At 54.3% G+C, this 20272-nt stretch carries 19 protein-coding genes and 1 riboswitch; of the genes, 9 read left to right on the top strand and 10 right to left on the bottom strand.

The annotated features are described in order from the left end of the window. The first annotated feature begins 14 nt into the window (after nt 1-14). Nucleotides 15-572, top strand: a complete 558-nt coding sequence (locus tag SK39_RS12905; RefSeq protein WP_003837816.1) for a DcrB family lipoprotein — start codon at nt 15-17, stop codon at nt 570-572. A 3-nt stretch (nt 573-575) separates the two neighbouring features. Here SK39_RS12905 and SK39_RS12900 read toward each other — a convergent pair whose 3' ends face one another. Continuing rightward, a complete protein-coding gene (locus SK39_RS12900; RefSeq protein ID WP_048217067.1) occupies nt 576-1793 on the bottom strand; it encodes an MFS transporter in 1218 nt (405 codons plus the stop codon). A gap of 133 nt (nt 1794-1926) precedes the next feature. On the opposite strand from SK39_RS12900, the gene SK39_RS12895 reads away from it, so the two are divergent. The 3 genes from SK39_RS12895 (at nt 1927) to nikR (ending at nt 4068) form a co-directional block, all read left to right on the top strand. Then, nucleotides 1927-2976 (top strand): AI-2E family transporter, encoded by a 1050-nt coding sequence (locus SK39_RS12895; protein ID WP_003023393.1) that lies wholly within the window; start codon nt 1927-1929, stop codon nt 2974-2976. A 62-nt stretch (nt 2977-3038) separates the two neighbouring features. Next, complete coding sequence (gene acpT / locus SK39_RS12890; RefSeq protein WP_003023390.1) at nt 3039-3617, top strand: 4'-phosphopantetheinyl transferase AcpT; 579 nt, start codon at nt 3039-3041, stop codon at nt 3615-3617. 49 nt (nt 3618-3666) lie between these two features. Further along, nucleotides 3667-4068, top strand: a complete 402-nt coding sequence (nikR, locus tag SK39_RS12885; protein ID WP_032937232.1) for a nickel-responsive transcriptional regulator NikR — start codon at nt 3667-3669, stop codon at nt 4066-4068. A gap of 110 nt (nt 4069-4178) precedes the next feature. On the opposite strand, the gene SK39_RS12880 is transcribed toward nikR, so the two are convergent. The 5 genes from SK39_RS12880 to SK39_RS12860 all read right to left on the bottom strand — a co-directional run bounded on the left by SK39_RS12880 (nt 4179) and on the right by SK39_RS12860 (nt 9823). Next, nucleotides 4179-4538 (bottom strand): type II toxin-antitoxin system HicB family antitoxin, encoded by a 360-nt coding sequence (locus tag SK39_RS12880; RefSeq protein ID WP_003837808.1) that lies wholly within the window; start codon nt 4536-4538, stop codon nt 4179-4181. After that, entirely contained in the window at nt 4535-4810 is a 276-nt protein-coding gene (locus SK39_RS12875) for a type II toxin-antitoxin system HicA family toxin (protein WP_003837806.1), read from the bottom strand. The genes SK39_RS12880 and SK39_RS12875 overlap by 4 nt, the downstream gene beginning before the upstream one ends. Nucleotides 4811-4887: 77 nt before the next feature. Beyond that, entirely contained in the window at nt 4888-6012 is a 1125-nt protein-coding gene (locus SK39_RS12870; protein ID WP_003837801.1) for an ABC transporter permease, read from the bottom strand. After that, nucleotides 6012-8759 (bottom strand): ribosome-associated ATPase/putative transporter RbbA, encoded by a 2748-nt coding sequence (gene rbbA / locus SK39_RS12865; protein WP_032937231.1) that lies wholly within the window; start codon nt 8757-8759, stop codon nt 6012-6014. Before rbbA ends, SK39_RS12870 begins: the two co-directional genes overlap by 1 nt. Then, on the bottom strand, nt 8756-9823 hold the full coding sequence (locus SK39_RS12860) for an HlyD family secretion protein (protein ID WP_003023381.1): 1068 nt from the start codon (nt 9821-9823) through the stop codon (nt 8756-8758). Before SK39_RS12860 ends, rbbA begins: the two co-directional genes overlap by 4 nt. A 401-nt stretch (nt 9824-10224) precedes the next feature. Continuing rightward, a riboswitch (M-box (ykoK) riboswitch) is annotated at nt 10225-10408 on the top strand. A gap of 55 nt (nt 10409-10463) precedes the next feature. Between SK39_RS12860 and SK39_RS12855 the strand changes: the two genes are divergently transcribed. Further along, the gene (locus tag SK39_RS12855) at nt 10464-11477 is read left to right on the top strand and encodes a magnesium transporter (protein ID WP_003837796.1); all 1014 of its coding nucleotides are present in this window, start codon (nt 10464-10466) and stop codon (nt 11475-11477) included. A 38-nt stretch (nt 11478-11515) separates the two neighbouring features. On the opposite strand, the gene SK39_RS12850 is transcribed toward SK39_RS12855, so the two are convergent. Then, nucleotides 11516-12709 carry a BaiN/RdsA family NAD(P)/FAD-dependent oxidoreductase gene (locus SK39_RS12850; protein WP_003837793.1) on the bottom strand — a complete coding sequence of 398 codons (1194 nt, stop codon included), beginning with the start codon at nt 12707-12709 and terminating at the stop codon, nt 11516-11518. Nucleotides 12710-12938: 229 nt separating this feature from the next. On the opposite strand from SK39_RS12850, the gene pitA reads away from it, so the two are divergent. Continuing rightward, nucleotides 12939-14438: an inorganic phosphate transporter PitA gene (pitA, locus tag SK39_RS12845; protein WP_003023373.1), complete on the top strand. Its 1500-nt coding sequence runs from the start codon at nt 12939-12941 to the stop codon at nt 14436-14438. A 63-nt stretch (nt 14439-14501) separates the two neighbouring features. On the opposite strand, the gene uspB is transcribed toward pitA, so the two are convergent. Further along, a complete protein-coding gene (uspB, locus tag SK39_RS12840; protein WP_003023371.1) occupies nt 14502-14837 on the bottom strand; it encodes a universal stress protein UspB in 336 nt (111 codons plus the stop codon). A 392-nt stretch (nt 14838-15229) separates the two neighbouring features. On the opposite strand from uspB, the gene uspA reads away from it, so the two are divergent. Both uspA and dtpB read left to right on the top strand, forming a co-directional pair. After that, nucleotides 15230-15667, top strand: coding sequence for a universal stress protein UspA (uspA, locus tag SK39_RS12835; protein ID WP_003023368.1), 438 nt, complete (start codon nt 15230-15232; stop codon nt 15665-15667). Between the two features lie 281 nt (nt 15668-15948). Then, nucleotides 15949-17421, top strand: a complete 1473-nt coding sequence (gene dtpB, locus SK39_RS12830; RefSeq protein ID WP_003023364.1) for a dipeptide/tripeptide permease DtpB — start codon at nt 15949-15951, stop codon at nt 17419-17421. 48 nt (nt 17422-17469) lie between these two features. Here the strand turns inward: dtpB and SK39_RS12825 are convergent, their stop codons facing one another. Beyond that, nucleotides 17470-17973, bottom strand: a complete 504-nt coding sequence (locus SK39_RS12825; protein ID WP_032937230.1) for an RrF2 family transcriptional regulator — start codon at nt 17971-17973, stop codon at nt 17470-17472. 232 nt (nt 17974-18205) lie between these two features. Here SK39_RS12825 and SK39_RS12820 point away from each other — a divergent pair, with 232 nt between their 5' ends. Further along, the gene (locus tag SK39_RS12820; protein WP_048217066.1) at nt 18206-19405 is read left to right on the top strand and encodes an NAD(P)/FAD-dependent oxidoreductase; all 1200 of its coding nucleotides are present in this window, start codon (nt 18206-18208) and stop codon (nt 19403-19405) included. 105 nt (nt 19406-19510) lie between these two features. On the opposite strand, the gene rsmJ is transcribed toward SK39_RS12820, so the two are convergent. Beyond that, nucleotides 19511-20260: a 16S rRNA (guanine(1516)-N(2))-methyltransferase RsmJ gene (gene rsmJ, locus SK39_RS12815; protein ID WP_003837787.1), complete on the bottom strand. Its 750-nt coding sequence runs from the start codon at nt 20258-20260 to the stop codon at nt 19511-19513. Nucleotides 20261-20272: the final 12 nt, after the last annotated feature.

The raw sequence follows: 20272 nt of genomic DNA, 5'->3' as shown, positions 1-20272 counted from the left end.
AAAGGAAGAAGTCAATGCGCAATCTGGTTAAATATGTCGGTATTGGCCTGCTGGTTATGGGGCTTGCAGCCTGTGATAATAGCGATACAAAAGCGCCAGCCGAGGGTGCTGCCGCAGAAAGTAGCGCCAGCGGACAACCGGTCAGCCTGCTGGACGGCAAACTCAGTTTTTCCCTGCCAGCAGATATGACCGATCAGAGCGGCAAGCTGGGCACCCAGGCGAACAATATGCACGTCTATTCTGACGCAACCGGCCAGAAAGCGGTGATTGTGATTGTTGGCGACAACACCAACGAAGACCTGGCCGTGCTGGCAAAACGTCTGGAAGATCAGCAGCGTAGCCGCGACCCACAACTGCAGGTCGTCACCAATAAATCTATTGAGCTGAAAGGCCACACGCTGCAGCAGTTAGACAGCATCATCTCAGCCAAAGGCCAGACCGCTTACTCTTCCGTAGTGCTGGGTAAAGTGGACAATCAACTGCTGACCCTGCAAATCACGCTGCCTGCTGACGATCAGCAAAAAGCGCAGACTACCGCAGAAAACATCATTAACACGCTGGTTATCCAGTAACGGTTAAGACGATGACGCGGCCTCCGGTGACACCACCTGAGGCCGTTTTTTTAGCCGCCATGTCAGCAATAACGCCACCGCCACCAGCCCAGCTGCCGCCAGATAGATAACCGGCACGCCCGCCCACGTCATTATCAACCCGGCCAGCGGCCCGGTAACCCCCAGCGATAAATCCATAAACACCGTGTAGGTCGCCAGCGCAGCGCCCTGATTTTGCTGCGGGACGGCTTTTACCGCTACCACGCCCAGCGCCGGGAAAACCAGTGAGAACCCAGCCCCAGCCAGCAGAACGCCGATTTTCGCCATCCACGGCATGGAAGCCATCCCGACCAGCAGCAGCCCGACAATCTCGACGCTAAAGCAAATCATCGCCACATTCAGCCCGCCTAAACGGTTGATACCATTTGGGAACAACAGTCGAGTGCCGACAAATGTGCAGCTAAAAAGCGTCAGCGCGAAAGCTGCGCCGTCCCAGCCTTTGGCATCATAAAACAGGGTAATAAACGTGGCGATCACCCCAAATCCAGCGGAGGCCAGGGCCAGCGCCATACCGTACAACCAGACGCGCCCGAGCACCGCGCGAAACGGCAACGGTTTGCCTTTGCTGGCCTTCACCGCAGGACGAGGGAGCGCCAGCAGTATCGCCACCAGCGCCACGCCCATCACGGTCAGCGCCAGCCCCTGTAAGTCCCCCCAGGCATAAAACAGAACGCCCAGCGGCGCGCCTATCGCCATCGCGCCATAGGTCACGATGCCATTCCAGGAAATCACCCGTCCGATGTGCATTGAGCCAACTACCCCCACGCCCCACAGCGTAGAGCCAGTTCCGGCAAAGCTTTGCCCGATCCCGAGAATCACCCGCCCCAGACACAGCAGCAGCAGACTAGCCAACGGCCAGCCGTTCGTTGATCCCGCCAGTAAATAGCCCAGACCACTTAAAAAGCAGCCGCACAGTCCGAATACCACAATTTTCTTTGGCCCCAGCAGGTCGGCATAGCGACCTGCATGCGGACGGCTCAGCAGCGTAGCGAAATATTGCAGGCTGATAACCAGCCCAGCCCAGAAGGCGCTGAACCCCATCACATCGTGGACGTAGCCCGGCAATACCGCGAGCGGCAGGCCGATGGTCAGATAGCTGGCGAAGTTGAACATCACCACAGAGACAATGCGCAGATTAAGGCGTAAACCGCTCAGCGTCGGTTCAGCGACGGGTTCGGGCATGAAGGGTCACCACGTTTTCACAACAGTGTTTCATTTCTACCATGTTGCCGCGCAGAAATCAGCAGTCAGTTTAGGAATCTCAGCCGCAAGCCAGCCGCTACACTTAATGCAAAAACGCAAACAGGAAGAAAATATGACAACCGCTCAGCCCGATAAAACGGGTTTGCACATTTTACTCAAACTGGCTGCTCTGGTGGTGATCCTCGCCGGTATTCATGCCGCGGCGGATATCATTGTGCAACTGCTGCTGGCCCTCTTTTTTGCCATTGTATTGAATCCGCTGGTCGCCTGGTTTATTCGCCGGGGAGTACGTCGCCCGGTTGCCATTACGCTCGTAGTGGTGGTGATGCTGTTCGTCCTCACGGCACTGATCGGCGTCCTCGCGTCTTCGATCACGGAATTCATGGCCATGCTACCCAAATACAACAAGGAGCTGACACGTAAGGTCCTGCATCTGCAAGAGATGGTTCCCTTTTTAAATCTGCATATGTCCCCGGAGCGCATGCTGCAACGTATGGACTCCGACAAAATAATGACCTTCACCACCACGCTGATGACAAGTCTTTCCGGCGCCATGGCCAGCGTCGTTCTGCTGGTGATGACAGTCGTCTTTATGCTGTTTGAGGTACGTCATGTTCCTTATAAGCTGCGCTTTTCGCTGAACAACCCACAAATCCATATTGCGGGGCTGCATCGGGCGCTCAAGGGCGTATCTCACTATCTGGCACTGAAAACGTTGCTCAGCTTATGGACCGGTGCCATCATCTGGCTGGGTCTGGCGCTGATGGGGATTCAGTTTGCTCTGATGTGGGGCGTGCTGGCCTTCCTGCTAAACTACGTGCCCAACATTGGCTCGGTCATTTCCGCCGTCCCGCCCATGATCCAGGCGCTGCTGTTCAACGGCATTTACGAATGCGTACTGGTTGGTGCGCTGTTCCTGGTGGTGCATATGGTTATTGGCAATATCCTCGAACCCCGCATGATGGGGCATCGGCTGGGATTATCGACGCTTATCGTCTTCCTCTCTTTGTTGGTATGGGGATGGCTGCTCGGCCCGGTAGGCATGCTGCTCTCCGTGCCGCTAACCAGCGTGTGTAAAATCTGGATGGAAACGACCACAGGCGGTAGCAAACTGGCAATTTTACTGGGACCCGGCAGGCCCAAAAGTCGATTACCGGGATAAACTTGCAAACAGCATGTGAAGAGTGGTACACAACCCCATTATTACTAAAGGTTAGTCCTGATATGTACCGGATCGTTCTTGGGAAAGTTTCTGTTTTAAGCGCTGGCGAACTGCCTGCCGCGATGAAAGAGCAAGCGCCGCAAGGTGTTCGCCGTGCGCGCTGGCTGGCAGGTCGCGTGCTGCTTTCCCATGCCCTTTCGCCATTACCGAACATCATCTATGGCGAGCAAGGAAAACCGGCCTTTTCCGCCGACACGCCGCTGTGGTTCAATCTCAGCCATAGCGGCGATGACATCGTCCTGCTGCTCAGCGACGAAGGGGAAGTCGGCTGCGATATTGAAGTTATTCGCCCGCGCGATAACTGGCAAACGCTGGCAAATACGGTATTCAGTCTTGGGGAACACGCTGAAGTTGAAGCCGAACACCCGGAGCAACAGCTGGCGGCGTTCTGGCGCATCTGGACGCGTAAAGAAGCTATCGTGAAACAGCGCGGCGGCAGTGCCTGGCAAATCGTCAGCGTCGACAGTACCGCACTGACCTCCTCACTCTCCGTCAGCCAGTGCCAGATCGATACCCTGAGCCTGGCGGTTTGCACCCCCACGCCATTTACCCTGACCGCCGACGCCGTACACAGGCTGTAATGTTTTCATTCCCGTGCGCCGCCGCGCAATATCGTAAGGTTGAAATCTGATGCAACGTATCACCATCACACTTGATGACGATTTATTAGAAACGCTCGACGGCCTGAGTCAGCGCCGTGGCTACAACAACCGTTCCGAAGCGATCCGCGATATTCTGCGCAGCGCACTGGCGCAGGAAACCACTCAGGAGCACGGCACTCAGGGCTTCGCGGTGCTCTCGTATGTTTATGAGCATGAGAAGCGTGACCTGGCGAGCCGCATTGTTTCTACCCAACACCACCACCACGATTTATCGGTCGCCACGCTGCACGTGCACATCAACCATGACGACTGCCTGGAAATCGCCGTACTAAAAGGCGACATGGGCGATGTACAGCATTTTGCCGATGACGTGATCTCCCAGCGCGGCGTGCGCCACGGTCATTTGCAGTGCCTGCCGAAAGAAGAGTAATTGCCTGTTTCGTTGCCGGATGGCGGCTACGCCTTATCCGGCCTACTCCGTTACCGTTTGTAGGCCAGGCAAGCGAAGCCCCTGGCAATAATGAGCAAACCAACTAGCAACTATGCCTGTTTGAGACTTTTGCTGAGCGTTTCGATGATCCATGTATTGACTGATACCTGTTCTTCCGCTGCCGCAAAACTTAAACGTTCTCCGAAAGACTCTGGATAGCGCAGAGTAAACGTCTTCAGCTTTTCCGGGTTTGCGTAAGGTTCTATCCCTGCGGCAGAGCAATCATCAAGATACTCTCGTAAGGAGATCTCCCCCTCTTTTTGCAGCCCCTGAATGCTGTCAGAGACAAAATCACAATAGCCTGACAATCCCAGGAACTTACCGCGAAACGCATTAAGCTCAGGGACATAATTAATTACCGCAGGTTGACCGGCGATTTCCATTGAGTTTGGCGTTTTGGGTTTGATCATGGTTTTACCCCTATACTTGTTAACCAGTCACGTACGTTTTCGACCGCGCCTTTATCTGTATCCGGAGAAGGATGTGGTCTATGAAAACTCGCAATGCTCTTATTTAAAAGAAATTTACATCGCGAGCCTCGTCCTTCTTTGATTTCGCCACCTAACGCCTTGATCAGTGACTCAATTTCCGACCACTTGATTCCCTGCGGCGTCGGTGCTTTAAAAAGCTGATCCAGCGTGTTCTTTTGCTTTTTGCGTAAAGACAACACTTTTTCCTTCATCGCATGTCCTTATGACTTCATCCTTTGAAGTCATATTATAACAGCATACAATGCAGTCAAGATATGAAGCCAACCAATTACGCCATCGTGCCAATCGTCTTTCGAAAGCGCAACAGCGCTATCAGGAAGAACGCGCTGCCAATTGCCAACAGCGTCAGGAACTGCGGCCAGACGATGCCAAACCCTGCGCCGCGGTAAAGTATCGCCTGCGCGAGGCTGACAAAATGGGTAGTTGGCATAGTCAGCATTATGTCCTGCACCGCCTGCGGCATGCTTTCACGCGGTGTAGAACCACCAGAGAGCATCTGTAGCGGCAGCAGTACCAGAATCATCAGTAACCCCAGCTGCGGCATAGAGCGCGCCAGCGTGCCCATAAAAATACCGATCGAAGTGGTGGCGAACAGGCTCAGCGCCACGCCCAGCATAAACAGCGGTATCGAACCTTCAATCGGTACGCCGAGCACGCCTTTTACCATCAGCATCAGCGACAGACCGGAAACCACCAGCACCACCAGACCCATCGACCAGATTTTTGCCATCATGATCTCAAACGGCGTCACCGGCATAACCAGCAGATGTTCTATTGTCCCGTGCTCGCGCTCGCGGATCAGCGCCGACCCGGTAAGCACGATCGCCAGCATGGTGATGTTGTTGATAATCGCCATCACCGCGCCAAAGCGGGCAGGTTCCAGATTAGGGTTAAAGCGCATACGCATTTCCAACGCCACCGGCGGCTCATTGTTGTCACGGTAACGCGCCACAAAGCTGTTCACCTCGCCGCTGATGATATTCTGGATATAGCTGTTGCCGGTAAAGGCCTGGCTCATCCGCGTGGCATCGACGTTAACCTGTATATCCGGCTGCCGACCGGCCAACACATCACGCTGAAAATCAGGTGGAATGTTCACGGCGAAGGTGTAGCGCCCGGCGTCCAGTCCGGCATCCATCTCATCAGCGGTGATCATCTCCGGCGGTAAAAACCACGGGCGATAAAAGCTGTTCACAATCCGGTTCGACAACTGCGACTGGTCCATATCGGCAATAGCAATCGGAGCCAAATGCAGCGAACCCGGCAGGACGGTCGCGGAAGAATAAACCGAAATCGTGAAGGCAAAGACGATCAGCGTCAGCATCGCTTTGTCACCCAGCAGGCTGCGCAACTCTTTGATACCGAGGTTATAAATATTGCGTAATCGGCGCATCACCCCTCCTGTTTTTTCAGCAGTAATACGCTCAGACCAATCACCACCGGAATGGCTACCGCCAGCGGAATAAACAGCTGCCAGAGATCGGTCAGATCCAACGCTTTAGAGAACGTCCCACGCGCGATGGTCAGAAAATGGCTGGTCGGGTAAATTTCACCAATCCAGCGTCCAGGCCCTTCGAGCGAGGCGACCGGGTCGATCATCCCGGAAAACTGCGTCGCCGGGATCAGCGTAATAATCGCCGTACCAAAAATGGCCGCGATCTGGCTTTTCATAAACGTGGAAATTAACAGACCCAGCCCGGTGGCAATGGTGACGTACAACAGCGCGGCCAGCGTCAGGGTTAAAAAACTCCCCTTATGCGGGACGCCGAACACAAAAACTGACAGCGCACACAGCAGCAGGAAGTTCAGCATGCCCAGCACGATGTACGGCAACTGTTTGCCGAGTAAAAACTCGCTGCGAGTCGTGGGCGTAACGTACAGGTTGATAATCGACCCCAGCTCTTTCTCACGCACTACGCTGAGGGCGCTGAGCATCGAGGGGATCATCATCAGCAGCAGCGGGATCACCGCCGGAACAATTGCCGGCAGACTCTTCACATCCGGGTTGTAACGATAGCGAGTTTCAATGGTCATCAGCCCGTTTTGACCACTGGAATTGGGTTGACGCGCCATCACATCCTGCAGCCAGGTCTGGTGCATCGCCTGTACGTAGCCTCTGACCGTTTCAGCGCGGCTCGGCATTGCGCCATCGACCCAGACGCCAATCTTCACCGGCGTGCCACGCGCGATATCGCGGCCAAAGTTTGGCGGGATCTCTATTGCTACCGCCACTTCGCCCGAACGCATCCGTTTGTCCAGCTCGTCATAACTGGTGAGCGGCGGCTGTTCGATAAAATAGCGCGATCCCGCCAGATTCAGCGTCCACGCCTGGCTGCTGACGGTCTGGTCACGATCGAGCACCGAAAAACGCAGATTTTCCACATCCATGCTGATGCCGTAGCCCATGATCAGCATCAGGATCACTGTGCCCATCAGCGCCAGCGTTGAACGTACCGGATCGCGTCGTAGTTCCAGCGCTTCACGGCGGCTGTAGCTGAACAACCGCCGCAGGCTAAAGCCCTGCCGCGGCGGCTGACTATTTTCATGCGCTATCGGAACATTGGCTGGCGGTAACTGAGCTTCCGGTGCCGGGCCTGCCGCTTCCTGTAACCAGGAGATAAACGCCTCTTCCAGACTGGCAGCGCCACGCTGTTTCACCAGTTCCTGCGGCGTGCCGCTGGCCAGCACTTTTCCGGCGTGCATCAGCGACATCCGGTCGCAGCGCTCCGCTTCGTTCATAAAGTGGGTGGAGATAAAAATGGTCACTTTGTCCTGCCGCGACAGATCGACCATCAGTTGCCAGAACATGTCCCTCGCCACCGGATCGACCCCGGAGGTCGGCTCATCAAGAATGAGCATTTCCGGGCGATGGATCACCGCCACCGCCAGCGACAGGCGTTGACGGATCCCCAACGGCAGCGCGCCGGGCAACGCGTCTTCGACATCGGTCAGCGAAAAACGCTCGCTCATCTCTTGTACCCGCCCGGGGATTTCCGCTTCGGGGATATGGAACAGTCGCGCATGTAGTTCGAGGTTTTGCCGGACGGTCAGCTCGCTGTAGAGCGAAAACGCCTGCGACATATAGCCCACCCGGCGGCGGGTATCGATATTCTTCGGGTCAACCGCTTGCCCAAACAACCAGGCCTCACCTTCGCTTGCGGGTAGCAGACCGGTGAGCATCTTCATGGTGGTGGATTTACCGCAGCCGTTGGAGCCGAGAAAACCGAAGATTTCCCCGCGCGGAATACGAAAGTTAACGTGGTCAACGGCGACAAACTTACCGAAGCGCATAGTCAGGTCTTTCGCCTCAATGGCAATCTCTTCCTGCTCAGCGTGATACGGTGGGATCACCACCGGCTTATGCGCCTGGCGCTGGGCTTCAGGTAGCAGCGCGATAAACGCCTGCTCCAGCGTGTTGCTGTTGGTTTGTTCGCGTAGCTGCTGGGCGCTCCCGGTGGCTAACACCTCCCCGGCGTTCATCGCTACCAGCCAGTCAAAGCGCTCGGCTTCTTCCATGTAAGCGGTCGCAACCAGCACGCTCATGTTGGTCTGCCGCTGGCGAATGCTGTTAATTAGATCCCAGAACTGGGCGCGGGACAGCGGATCGACCCCGGTGGTGGGTTCATCGAGAATTAACAGTTCCGGGTCGTGGATTAACGCGCAGCACAGCCCCAGTTTTTGCTTCATCCCGCCCGAGAGTTTCCCGGCGGGACGGTCGCGAAACGGTGCCAGGCCGGTGCTGTTCAGCAGCTCGGTAATCCGCGCTTCGCGTTCCGCTTTATCATGACCAAACAGCCGGGCAAAGAAATCGACGTTCTCATACACCGACAGCGTATGGTACAGGTTTTTCCCTAACCCCTGCGGCATCCAGGCAATGCGCGGGCAGACATCCCGTCGATGTTTTGGGTCGCGCATATCGCCGCCCAACACCATCACGTTGCCGTGTTCAATGACCCGCGCGCCGGAGATGAGCGACAGCAGGCTCGATTTTCCGACGCCATCCGGGCCAATAAGCCCCACCATACAGCGGGCAGGGATATCCAGCGTGATGTTGTTCAGCGCGACCGTTTTCCCGTAATGCTGACTCACGCCGTCAAGGTGCGCCACGGGAGGAACGGGAACCAGCGCCAGATGCGTCATTGCGGCAACCTCACCACCAGGTCGTCAGGCCAGGGGCGATTTTCATCAACACGCACCCACGCCATGCCCGGCAGACCGGTTTTCACGTACTCCAGATGCTGCTGCAACAGCTCTGGCGGGATACGCGCTTTAACGCGGAACATCAGCTTCAGCCGTTCATCACTGGTTTCGACCGTTTTCGGTGTGAACTGCGCAACACTAGCCACAAAGCTAATGGTCGCCGGAATACGCAGATCCGGCGCGGCATCCAGCACCAGGCGAGCTTCGCCACCAATCTTCAATAAACCAGCCTGTTCGGTAGGTAAGAAGAACGTCATGTAGACATCGCTGAGATCGACCATATTCAGTACGCGACCGCCCGCGGAAAGCACCTCGCCCGGTTCGGCGACACGGTACTGCACGCGACCATCGCGCGGGGCTTTCAGCTCGCTGTCATCAATATCAGCGGCAATGCGACGTTCGGTAGCCTGCGCGGCTTCTACGCGGGTTTGCGCCTGAATGATGCTGGTACGAGCGGCTTCAATTGCGGCTTTTGCCGCAGAGACCTGCGCCTTTGCGGATTCCAGTGCCGCGCGAGCGCTTTCAGCCGCTGCCCTGTCGTCATCCAGTTGTTGCTCGGATACAGCCCCACGCAGGGATAGCGAACGGGAGCGAACGTGACGTTTAGAGACCGACTGCAGTTCCGCCTCGCGCTGTTTTACCACCGACTGCGCGGCGCGCATTTCACTTTGCCGCTGTTCCAGCAGCGCTCGTGCCGCAGCCACCGCGCTTTCGGCTTCTTTGATTTGCGCGACAGCTTCCAGCCGCTGCTCCTGCAGCACGCGGGTATCCATTTTCGCCAGCACCTCGCCCTGACGAACGAACTGCCCTTCCGATACGAGGATTGTGTCAATTCTTCCGGCAATCTTGGTGGCAATATCCACTTCGGTAGCTTCTATTCTGCCGTTGCTGGCCGCGAAACCTTCCGGAATCCCCGCAGGACGCAACATCCACCATGCTATTGCAGCAACCACCACCACAATACCCGCGCCCCACCACACCAGATGACGCTTAATCTTTTCCATATCCGACCCGCCGTAATCCCTGTTATCAAACGATGCGTGTCACAAAGCCCACTGAACAGCTATTCAGCGGGAGATTCCATCCGGGATGAGAAGGAATGAGAAATAATGGCCAGAGTGCGGACAGGCGTAATAGCAACGCACGCCGCGAAGGAAGTGAGTGACGAAAATGCTGTGAAATCGGGTAGTAATGTTGTCATCATCAGCGTTCCTGGCCGGAAATGAAACACGCATACTCATAACTGCTGTCTATTGAATACTAACACCTGGATTCAATATGTCTATTCGGTTGTCGTTTCCAGTTCAGCCCTGGCACAAGAAATATTTCGTATATCAACGATTGATAAACAATCGCAACTATAAACATAATCAATGATTAGGCATCCCTATAATAGCGGCTCATTTACCGATCTCGTTATGGCGAGGCTCCTGTACAAATACAAGTTACCGCCCTGCTGGTATCGAGAGAGACCACTCAGGGAAATACAGGCATCCATCGAATCAAGGTGTTGCCAAGGTAACTTCTGACGATTTCACCATCGGACAGATACGTTGTTCAGTGCTAAAACCAGGACGTAGGGATCTGCCTGTGCTAACCCTGTCTTGTTCGCCCCTATGAGAGATTTTTATAGGGAATTACACCATGTCATCTATGCCACTCTGCGCCGCTCATCATCCTATGCCGGATTTCAACGGCGACGCTATCGCCCAATATATGCGCACCGATTTTATTACTCTGCCGGACCATCTCAGCGTGAACGGCGCTCGCGAGTACTTTGTCTCCCAACTCACAACGGATGACATCCCAGGCCAGGTCTTTGTTGTGGCCGGAAAAGCGCTGCGCGGGGTGTTATCCATCAAGCGCTTATTGCAGGAAAAAGATACGTCGCTGAACATCAATCATCTTACGGACAGCTGTTTATTTCATGTAAAGCCTGATGATGAACGGGCGCAGGTCGTTGCCGAGTTAGCCGAACGCGAAGTCGATCTGGTTGCTGTCGTTGAGAGAGGTGAGCTGGTCGGTTGTCTGATGGAAAAAGAGATCGCTCATCTACAGGAAGATGATGTTACCGAAGACGTTCAGCTTCAGGGCGCCACGCTACCGCTGGAAAAACCCTATCTGGAAATTAGTCCGTGGACATTGTGGAAAAAACGTTCGGTCTGGCTCCTGCTGCTGTTTGTCGCAGAAGCCTATACCAGCAGCGTGCTTCAGCATTTTGAAGAGGCGCTGGAATCTGCAATTGCCCTGGCCTTTTTTATTCCGCTATTAATTGGTACTGGCGGCAACAGCGGTACGCAGATCACTTCGACGCTGGTACGTTCAATGGCGCTGGGAGAAGTGCGGCTGCGCGATATGGGCCGGGTGATCCGCAAAGAAGTTTCAACTTCGCTGCTGATCGCTCTGACGCTGGGCCTGGCAGGGTGCTTACGCGCGTGGATGATGGGCATCGGCATGGAAATCACGCTGATCGTCAGCCTGACGCTGGTTTGCATTACGCTGTGGAGCGCCGTGGTGTCATCAGTGATCCCCATGGTGCTCAAGCGTATCGGCATTGATCCCGCCGTGGTTTCGGCCCCGTTTATCGCCACGCTTATCGACGGTACCGGGTTAATTATCTACTTTAAAATCGCCCAGCACTTTCTTGGTCTGAACTAATGATAACGCCCGGCAGCTCAGGTTGTCGGGCGTCACCGTCAGGCTGGCGCTAAATCTTGCGCGCACGCCCAGGCACTCGACCATGCCCACTGGAAGTTATAGCCTCCCAACCAGCCGGTAACGTCCATAACTTCGCCGATAAAATAGAGTCCCGGCACTTTACGTGCTTCCATCGTGCGCGATGAAAGCTCATTGGTATCAACGCCGCCCAGTGTGACTTCAGCGGTACGATACCCTTCCGTACCGTTCGGCTGCACCCGCCAATCGGTCAGCGTCTCAACCAGCGTTTGTTGATCACGCACATTAAGCTGTTTCAGCGAGACGTCCGGGATTTGCCCTAACTGCTGTAAACATTCCACCAGCCGTTTTGGCAACTGCATAGCAAGCGTATTCTTTAAGCTCTGATTAGGGTGGGCGCTGCGTTGGTCATCGAGGAAGCTCGCAAGGTCAACATCCGGCAACAAATTAATGCTGACAAATTCGCCTGGCTGCCAAAAACTGGAAATCTGCAGTACGGCCGGACCAGAAAGCCCGCGGTGCGTAAAGAGCAGATTTTCACGAAAGACGGTGCCGTCCTCGGCGGTGATAACGGAAGAAACGGACACGCCAGAGAGCACCTGAAGCTGCTCCAGCAGTGGCTTATGCAACGTAAAGGGCACCAGTCCTGCGCGCGTTGGCAATACGTTCAGACCGAACTGTTCGGCAATTTTATAACCAAACGGCGTTGCCCCCAGACCCGGCATAGAGAGACCACCGGAGGCAATAACCAGCTTTTTCGTGCCAACGGTCATCCCGTTCAATTCGAGAATGAAATCATCACCCTCTCGCTCGACGCTCAGGACTTCGCTACGTAACCGCATAGTTACGTTACCTTTTTCACACTCGTCTACCAGCATATCGACAATTTGCTGTGCGGAATCATCGCAGAACAGCTGGCCTAGCGTTTTTTCGTGCCAGGCAATACCGTGTTTGCCCACCAGGTCGATAAAATCCCACTGCGTGTAACGCGCCAGCGCCGATTTGCAAAAATGGGGGTTTTGGCTCAAATAGGCGGCAGGCTCGACATAAAGATTGGTAAAGTTGCAGCGTCCCCCGCCAGACATGAGAATCTTACGCCCCGGCTTTTTACCATTATCAATCAGCAGTACGCGACTACCTGCTTGTCCTGCCTGCGCGGCACAAAACATACCCGCTGCGCCAGCGCCTATAATAACGGTATCAAACCTTTCCACGTTGCGATCCTCTCTAAAAAGCGGGTGTGAATTGTAAAGATTCCTCAGTGGTCGCACCAGCACCAAACTACCGATAAAGGGTATTTAACTGAAATATATAGGATAATTCTTTAGTGGTGTAAAACAAAGCAGGAGACAAATCAAAAAAACTCTATATTTCACTTTGCCCGCGCCGCCAAAGTCACTGATAATGCGCCGCGTTCATGTCCTCAAAATGGCGTAACGTCCTATGCTACATTTGTTTGCTGGCCTGGATTTACATACCGGGCTTTTACTATTGCTTGCTCTGGCTTTTGTGCTGTTCTACGAAGCGATTAACGGCTTCCATGATACAGCCAATGCTGTCGCAACCGTGATCTATACCCGTGCAATGCGTTCGCAATTGGCGGTGGTCATGGCTGCGGTGTTCAACTTCTTTGGTGTTTTGCTGGGCGGTCTCAGCGTGGCATATGCCATCGTGCATATGCTGCCAACGGATCTGCTGCTCAATATGGGATCGTCACATGGCCTCGCCATGGTGTTCTCCATGCTGCTGGCGGCAATTATCTGGAACCTGGGTACCTGGTACTTTGGTTTGCCTGCATCCAGCTCCCACACGCTAATTGGCGCCATTATCGGTATTGGTTTAACCAATGCGCTGATGACCGGCACTTCTGTGGTAGATGCACTTAACATTCCGAAAGTTATCGGTATTTTTGCCTCGCTTATCATCTCGCCAATTGTTGGTCTGGTGGTTGCAGGCGGTCTTATTTTCATTCTGCGTCGCTACTGGAGCGGTACAAAAAAACGTGCCCGTATCCACCTGACGCCAGCAGAACGTGAAAAGAAAGATGGCAAGAAAAAGCCGCCGTTCTGGACGCGTATTGCCCTAATCCTCTCCGCTATCGGCGTGGCGTTCTCTCATGGCGCTAACGACGGGCAGAAAGGCATTGGTCTGGTGATGCTGGTGCTGATTGGCGTAGCGCCTGCAGGCTTCGTGGTGAATATGAATGCTTCCGGTTACGAGATTACCCGTACCCGTGATGCCATCAATAACGTCGAAGTCTTCTTCCAGCAGCGTCCTGACCTCCTTAAACAGGCCACAGGCGTAGACCAGTTGATTCCGTCCCCGACGGACGCGGCACCAGCGACGACGACAGAGTTCCATTGCCACCCGGCGAATACCATCAACGCGCTGGAACGTGCGAAAGGTATGCTGGCGAACCTGGAAACCTACGACAAGTTAAGCGTCGAACAGCGTGGTCAGCTGCGTCGCATTATGCTCTGCATCTCTGATACCACCGATAAAGTGGTTAAGCTGCCTGGCGTAAGCACTGACGATCAGCGTCTGCTGAAGAAACTGAAAGCTGACATGCTGAGCACCATTGAGTACGCGCCTATCTGGATCATTATGGCCGTCGCACTGGCGCTGGGCATTGGTACCATGATCGGCTGGCGTCGCGTAGCCACCACCATTGGTGAGAAAATCGGTAAGAAAGGCATGACCTATGCCCAGGGGATGTCGGCACAGATGACCGCCGCAGTCTCTATCGGTCTCGCCAGTTACACCGGTATGCCCGTTTCCACCACCCACGTTCTCTCTTCTTCCGTTGCGGGGACGATGGTTGTTGATGGCGGCGGTTTACAGCGTAAAACGGTGACCAGCATTCTGATGGCCTGGGTCTTCACCCTGCCAGCCGCAATTCTTCTTTCCGGCGGGCTTTACTGGCTCTCTCTGAAGCTTATCTAAGCGAATGCACGGTAAAAAAGCGGGTCAGTTTCTGACCCGCTTTTTTTGTATCTGTCGTTGGCATCAGTGCCAGATAATCAGCGCAACCATGCTGATTAGCACCAGGCCACATAGCGCGCTGGTGAGGATGAACTGACCGCGAACCCGCTCACAGCGGCGAATAAACTCATCATCATGATGATCGCGGTAACGCTGAGCGTAGATATACCACACCAGACGCATCTGCTTGTTCGGTTGCCCATGCGAGGTAAAAAAGCCCCCACCATCTACATACTGGTAAAGCAATGGATCGCAACCACGAAGTACCACTAACAGTGCGCGTAGCGAAGAAAAATAGCGCGCCATATTAACAATGCAAACGACACATAAAGCCCAGAACAATGCAATGGTGCTTATCATACCTCCTCCCCGGCGACCCGCCCACGGAACTCCTTTCCGGGACTACCGCTCCCCGATACCCTGCCAAACCATTCAGTGAAGAGTACAGCCGAACCGTTCGTATTAGTATCACGCATCCGAACGCCTCTCTAGATAGTGTAGGAGATTAGTTAATTTTTTTGCCAGAAGGTTAATCGCTATCAATGCAATTAACTAAAAAATTTGTTTAACTGCTTGGCAAGCAAGGCGGATTGACGGATTATCCTGGTCGCTATAATGTAAGGATAGTCCTTATATGGTACGTTTTTACGACTGGGCTAGCCCCGCGCGCAAGGTTCGCAGGATGCGGATGACGCGGCGGCAGGTAAACGCCAGCAGGCTAGTCATCGACAACTTATGGAAGGAGTAACACTATGGCTTATAAACACATTCTTATCGCGGTTGATCTTTCTCCGGAAAGCAAAGTTCTGGTTGAAAAAGCGGTCTCTATGGCGCGGCCTTACAATGCTAAAGTCTCCCTTATCCACGTTGACGTAAACTATTCCGACCTGTACACCGGGCTTATCGACGTGAATCTGGGCGACATGCAGAAACGCATTTCTGAAGAAACCCACCACGCGCTAACCGAGCTTTCCACCAACGCAGGCTACCCTATCACCGAAACCCTGAGCGGTAGCGGCGACCTGGGTCAGGTTCTGGTTGATGCCATCAAAAAATACGACATGGATCTGGTCGTTTGTGGTCATCACCAGGATTTCTGGAGCAAGCTAATGTCCTCCGCGCGCCAACTGATCAACACTGTCCACGTCGACATGTTGATTGTTCCGCTGCGTGACGACGAAGAAGCATAAAACGCTGGCCGTCGGGAGATAACCCGACGCGCTACAAGTCGTTAAGCCTGTAAACGCCCGCCTTTGCGGGCGTTTTTGTTTTTATCATTCAGACACAATTAGTACATCAACCCAACAAATAAATCATAATTAGTGTGATCAACTAATTGGATCGAAAACTATCTCTATAATACTCTACGCCTGCGGCCAATAACCGCAGTCTATAACAAAATAAGACTTTTTCGGCGCGTTTAAGCATACGCGTTCATACTTTTCGGGATGGCTTTGAAAGGCGATGGAATATGAATAAAACTGCACCTACGGGCTTGCTGCAGCAACCTCGTCCGTTCTTCATGATCTTCTTTGTGGAATTATGGGAACGATTTGGCTATTACGGCGTTCAGGGCATCCTGGCGGTATTTTTTGTTAAGCAGCTCGGCTTTTCGCAGGAACAGGCATTTGTCACCTTTGGTGCATTTGCCGCGCTGGTCTACGGCCTGATCTCGATCGGCGGCTACGTCGGCGACCATCTGTTAGGTACCAAGCGCACGCTGGTACTCGGCGCCATTGTGCTGGCGATCGGCTACTTCATGACCGGGATGTCACTGCTTAAGCCCGACCTGATTTTTATTGCTTTGGGTACCATTGCCGTCGGTAATGGGCTGTTTAAAGCCAACCCGGCAAGCCTGCTGTCAAAATGCTATCCACCGAAAGACGCCCGTCTGGACGGTGCCTTCACCCTGTTTTATATGTCGATTAACATCGGTTCACTGCTGTCGTTGTCGCTGGCACCGGTGATTGCCGATAAGTTTGGCTACGCGGTGACCTATAATCTGTGCGGGGCCGGGCTTATTGTCGCGCTGTTGGTCTACTTTGCCTGCCGTGGAATGGTGAAGAATATCGGTTCAGAGCCGGACCATAAGCCGCTGAATTTCCGTAATCTATTCTGCGTGCTGGCTGGAACGGTAGTGATGGTATTTATCTGCGCCTGGCTGATGCACAACGTGCAGATTGCCAACCTGGTGCTGATCGTCCTGTCAATTGCCGTGACGATCATCTTCTTCCGTCAGGCCTTCAAACTGGATAAAACCGGGCGCAACAAAATGTTCGTGGCCTTTATCCTGATGCTGGAAGCGGTGGTGTTCTACGTCCTGTACGCGCAGATGCCAACTTCACTGAACTTCTTTGCTATCAATAACGTGCACCATGAAATTCTTGGTTTCGCCATCAACCCGGTAAGCTTCCAGGCGCTGAACCCGTTCTGGGTGGTACTGGCGAGTCCGGTACTGGCTGCAATCTATACCCGCCTGGGCAACAAAGGTAAAGACCTGACCATGCCGATGAAGTTTACGCTCGGTATGTTCCTGTGCTCGCTGGGTTTCCTGACCGCCGCTGCAGCCGGAATGTGGTTTGCCGATGCGCAGGGGCTGACGTCGCCGTGGTTTATCGTGCTGGTGTATCTGTTCCAGAGCCTGGGTGAACTGCTGATTAGCGCCCTGGGGCTGGCTATGGTCGCTGCTCTCGTGCCACAACACCTGATGGGCTTTATTCTCGGGATGTGGTTCCTGACCCAGGCAGCAGCCTTCCTGATGGGGGGTTATGTCGCGACGTTCACCGCCGTACCAGAGAACATCACCGACCCGCTGCAAACGCTGCCTATCTATACCAACGTCTTCAGTAAGATTGGTCTGGTGACCCTGGCCGTAACGGTGGTGATGGCGATTATGGTGCCATGGCTGAACCGCATGATTAATACGCCGAGCACCGAGCAATAACCTTCAGTGCCGGATGGCGGCTATTGCCCTATCCGGCATTTTCACTCACTACCCTTTACGCGCGTCTATCCACTCCTGCACTTCCACCACAAAGGTGTCCGGCGCTTTGCGGTACATTTTGCGCGCCAAGTCCAGAATCGTATGCTGACCGAGCGCTTCTTCCATCCGCTGCTGGGCCATGTCCATTACCGAACGCACACCACAAATGCCTTCACAGGCCCACTCTGGTGGATGCTCCTCAAATACCGCCAACCGCTGGCGAATTTCACGACATTCAAAGATGCGCTTATCACCATCAATAGCATTCACCACATCCAGCACAGTGATGTGTTCAGCAGGTCTAGCTAACTGGAAACCACCGCCCTTGCCTTCAATGCTGCGCACCAGACCCGCTTTGGACAGACGGGTGAAAATTTTTGCCAGATAGTCATATGGCACACTTTGCAGTTCGGCAATTTCCCGCACGCTCATATCCCTCGCGTCGCCCTTACTATCGACCATACACATCAGGCTATGAATGCCGTACTCAACCCCAGAACTGTAGAATGCCATTCTATTATCTCAGTCAAAATTAATCTGAGTTTATTGTAGCTTTTTCGTTTCACTCATTCCAGACAGCAAAGTAACCCCTCTTCACAATAAAAATTTAAATACATATTTATCAAATAGATAATAAAAAACCCTCACCCTTTGAAGCAAAAAGGATCTCGATCGCATTGCAATTCTTAACTACGACAAATAAAATCCGAGTAAATAATTCGTAGTCACCAGTGAGAAAACCCCAATGCGTAAACAAATTCTGATCGTGGGCGCCGGCTTTGCCGGTATGTGGGCAGCATTAAGCGCCGCACGACTGGCGGATAAACATCAGCAGGCCATTGATATTACAGTAATTGCGCCACAGCCAGAGCTGCGTGTCCGCCCACGTTTTTATGAAAACGCCGTTCATACGCTGGTCGCACCACTGCAACCGCTGTTTGACGTTACCGGCGTCAACTTCCTGCAAGGTCACGTCGAGCAAATCCTCCCGGACTCTAAAGAGGTGAGCTGGAAAGATGCCAACGGTGACATTCATCTGCGCCGCTACGACCGCCTGGTGCTTGCCAGCGGAAGTCACGTAAACCGCGACGCCGTCACCGGTGCCGCCGAGCACGCGTTTGACCTCGACCAACTTGAGAGCGCCGCCGTACTGGAGCAGCACATTAACGATCTGGCATTACAACCGGAAAGTGAGGCTCGCAATACGGTAGTGGTCTGCGGCGGCGGCTTTACCGGCATTGAAATGGCGCTGGAATTACCAGGTCGTTTGCGCGAAATATTGGGCGCTGATGCTAAGACCAGAGTTGTCGTAGTTGAACGCGGCGCTCAGCCGGGCGGACGCTGGAGCCAGGAATTACTTGACGTGATTATCGAAGCCTCTGCTGAACTGGGTGTCGAGTGGCTGGTCAATGCGGAAGTAGAGTGCGTGGATGCCTCTGGCGTCACGCTAAAAGATGGACAGGTGATTTCTTCCCAGACAGTTATCTGGACCGTCGGCGTTCAGGCTAATAGCCTGACAGCACAGATTAACGCCCCGCGCGATCGCCAGGGCCGTCTGCATGTCAATGCCAATCTACAGGTTGTGGGTCACGATGATATCTACGCCACTGGCGATGTAGCCTACGCCGCCACCGACGACAAAGGCAATCATGCGCTGATGACCTGCCAGCACGCCATCTTGCTGGGTAAATTCGCCGGTAATAATGCCGCGGCAGACCTGTTAAACATAACACCACTGCCATATCGTCAGGAAAACTACGTCACCTGCCTGGATCTTGGTGCCTGGGGTGCGGTGTATAGCGAAGGATGGGATCAGCAGGTGAAACTGACGCGCGCAGAAGCGAAAAAGCTGAAGGTGTCGATTGTCAGCGAGCTGATTTACCCGCCGAAGGCGGACCGCGCGGTAGCGTTTGAGATTGCCGATCCGCTGGCACCGTTTGTTTAACCCGTGATGCCGGATGCGGCTACCGCCTTATCCGGCCTACTAACGGCACCGAGCTGTAGGCCCGATAAGCGTAGCGCCATCGGGCACTATAGCTGACCATCTGGCCTATGCCGTTCCCGCATAAATATCGAACCGATGCCCTTTTGTAACTACCGCGTTCGGCGTTGCCACGTCGGCCAGCGGCGGCGCGTAGTCCGGACGCTTCACCACCACTCGTTTGGTGGCTAACTGACGAGCAGGCTCCAGCAACCCATCCGCATCCAGATCCGGCCCCACCAGCGACTGAAACACGCGCATCTCTTTTTTCACCAGCGCGCTTTTCTGCTTATGTGGGAACATCGGGTCGAGGTACACCACCTGCGGGCGCGGCGTGATATCGGTTAACGCCGTCAGGCTCGACGCGTGAATCAACTGCAAACGCTCCTGCAGCCACGGACCGATTTCCGGGTCGGCATACCCGCGCGCCAGGCCATCGTCAAGCAGCGCAGCAACCACCGGGTTTCGTTCCAGCATTCGTACGCGACAGCCTACCGAGGCCAGTACAAACGCATCGCGCCCCAGCCCTGCGGTTGCATCGACCACATCCGGCAGGTAATCGCCTTTAATGCCGACCGCCTTCGCCACCGCTTCACCGCGGCCACCGCCAAATTTGCGCCGATGGGCCATCGCACCGCCCACGAAATCGACGAAGATACCGCCGAGTTTAGGTTCGTCACGTTTGCGCAGTTCCAGATGTGCTGTCGTCATCACCAGCGCCATCAGGTTATCTTCATCGTGTTCCAGTCCCCAGCGGGCGGCCAGAACAGATAAGGCGCCGTCTCCGGCGCCTGTTTCATCAATTAAGCAGATTTTCAATTCCGCTTTACC

Origin of the sequence: Citrobacter sp. BIDMC107, from assembly GCF_001037575.1 — a bacterium.
Lineage (GTDB): Bacteria > Pseudomonadota > Gammaproteobacteria > Enterobacterales > Enterobacteriaceae > Citrobacter > Citrobacter freundii.
The sequence above is the reverse complement of the archived record's forward strand: the minus strand, read 5'-3'. Positions and strand labels throughout refer to the sequence as shown.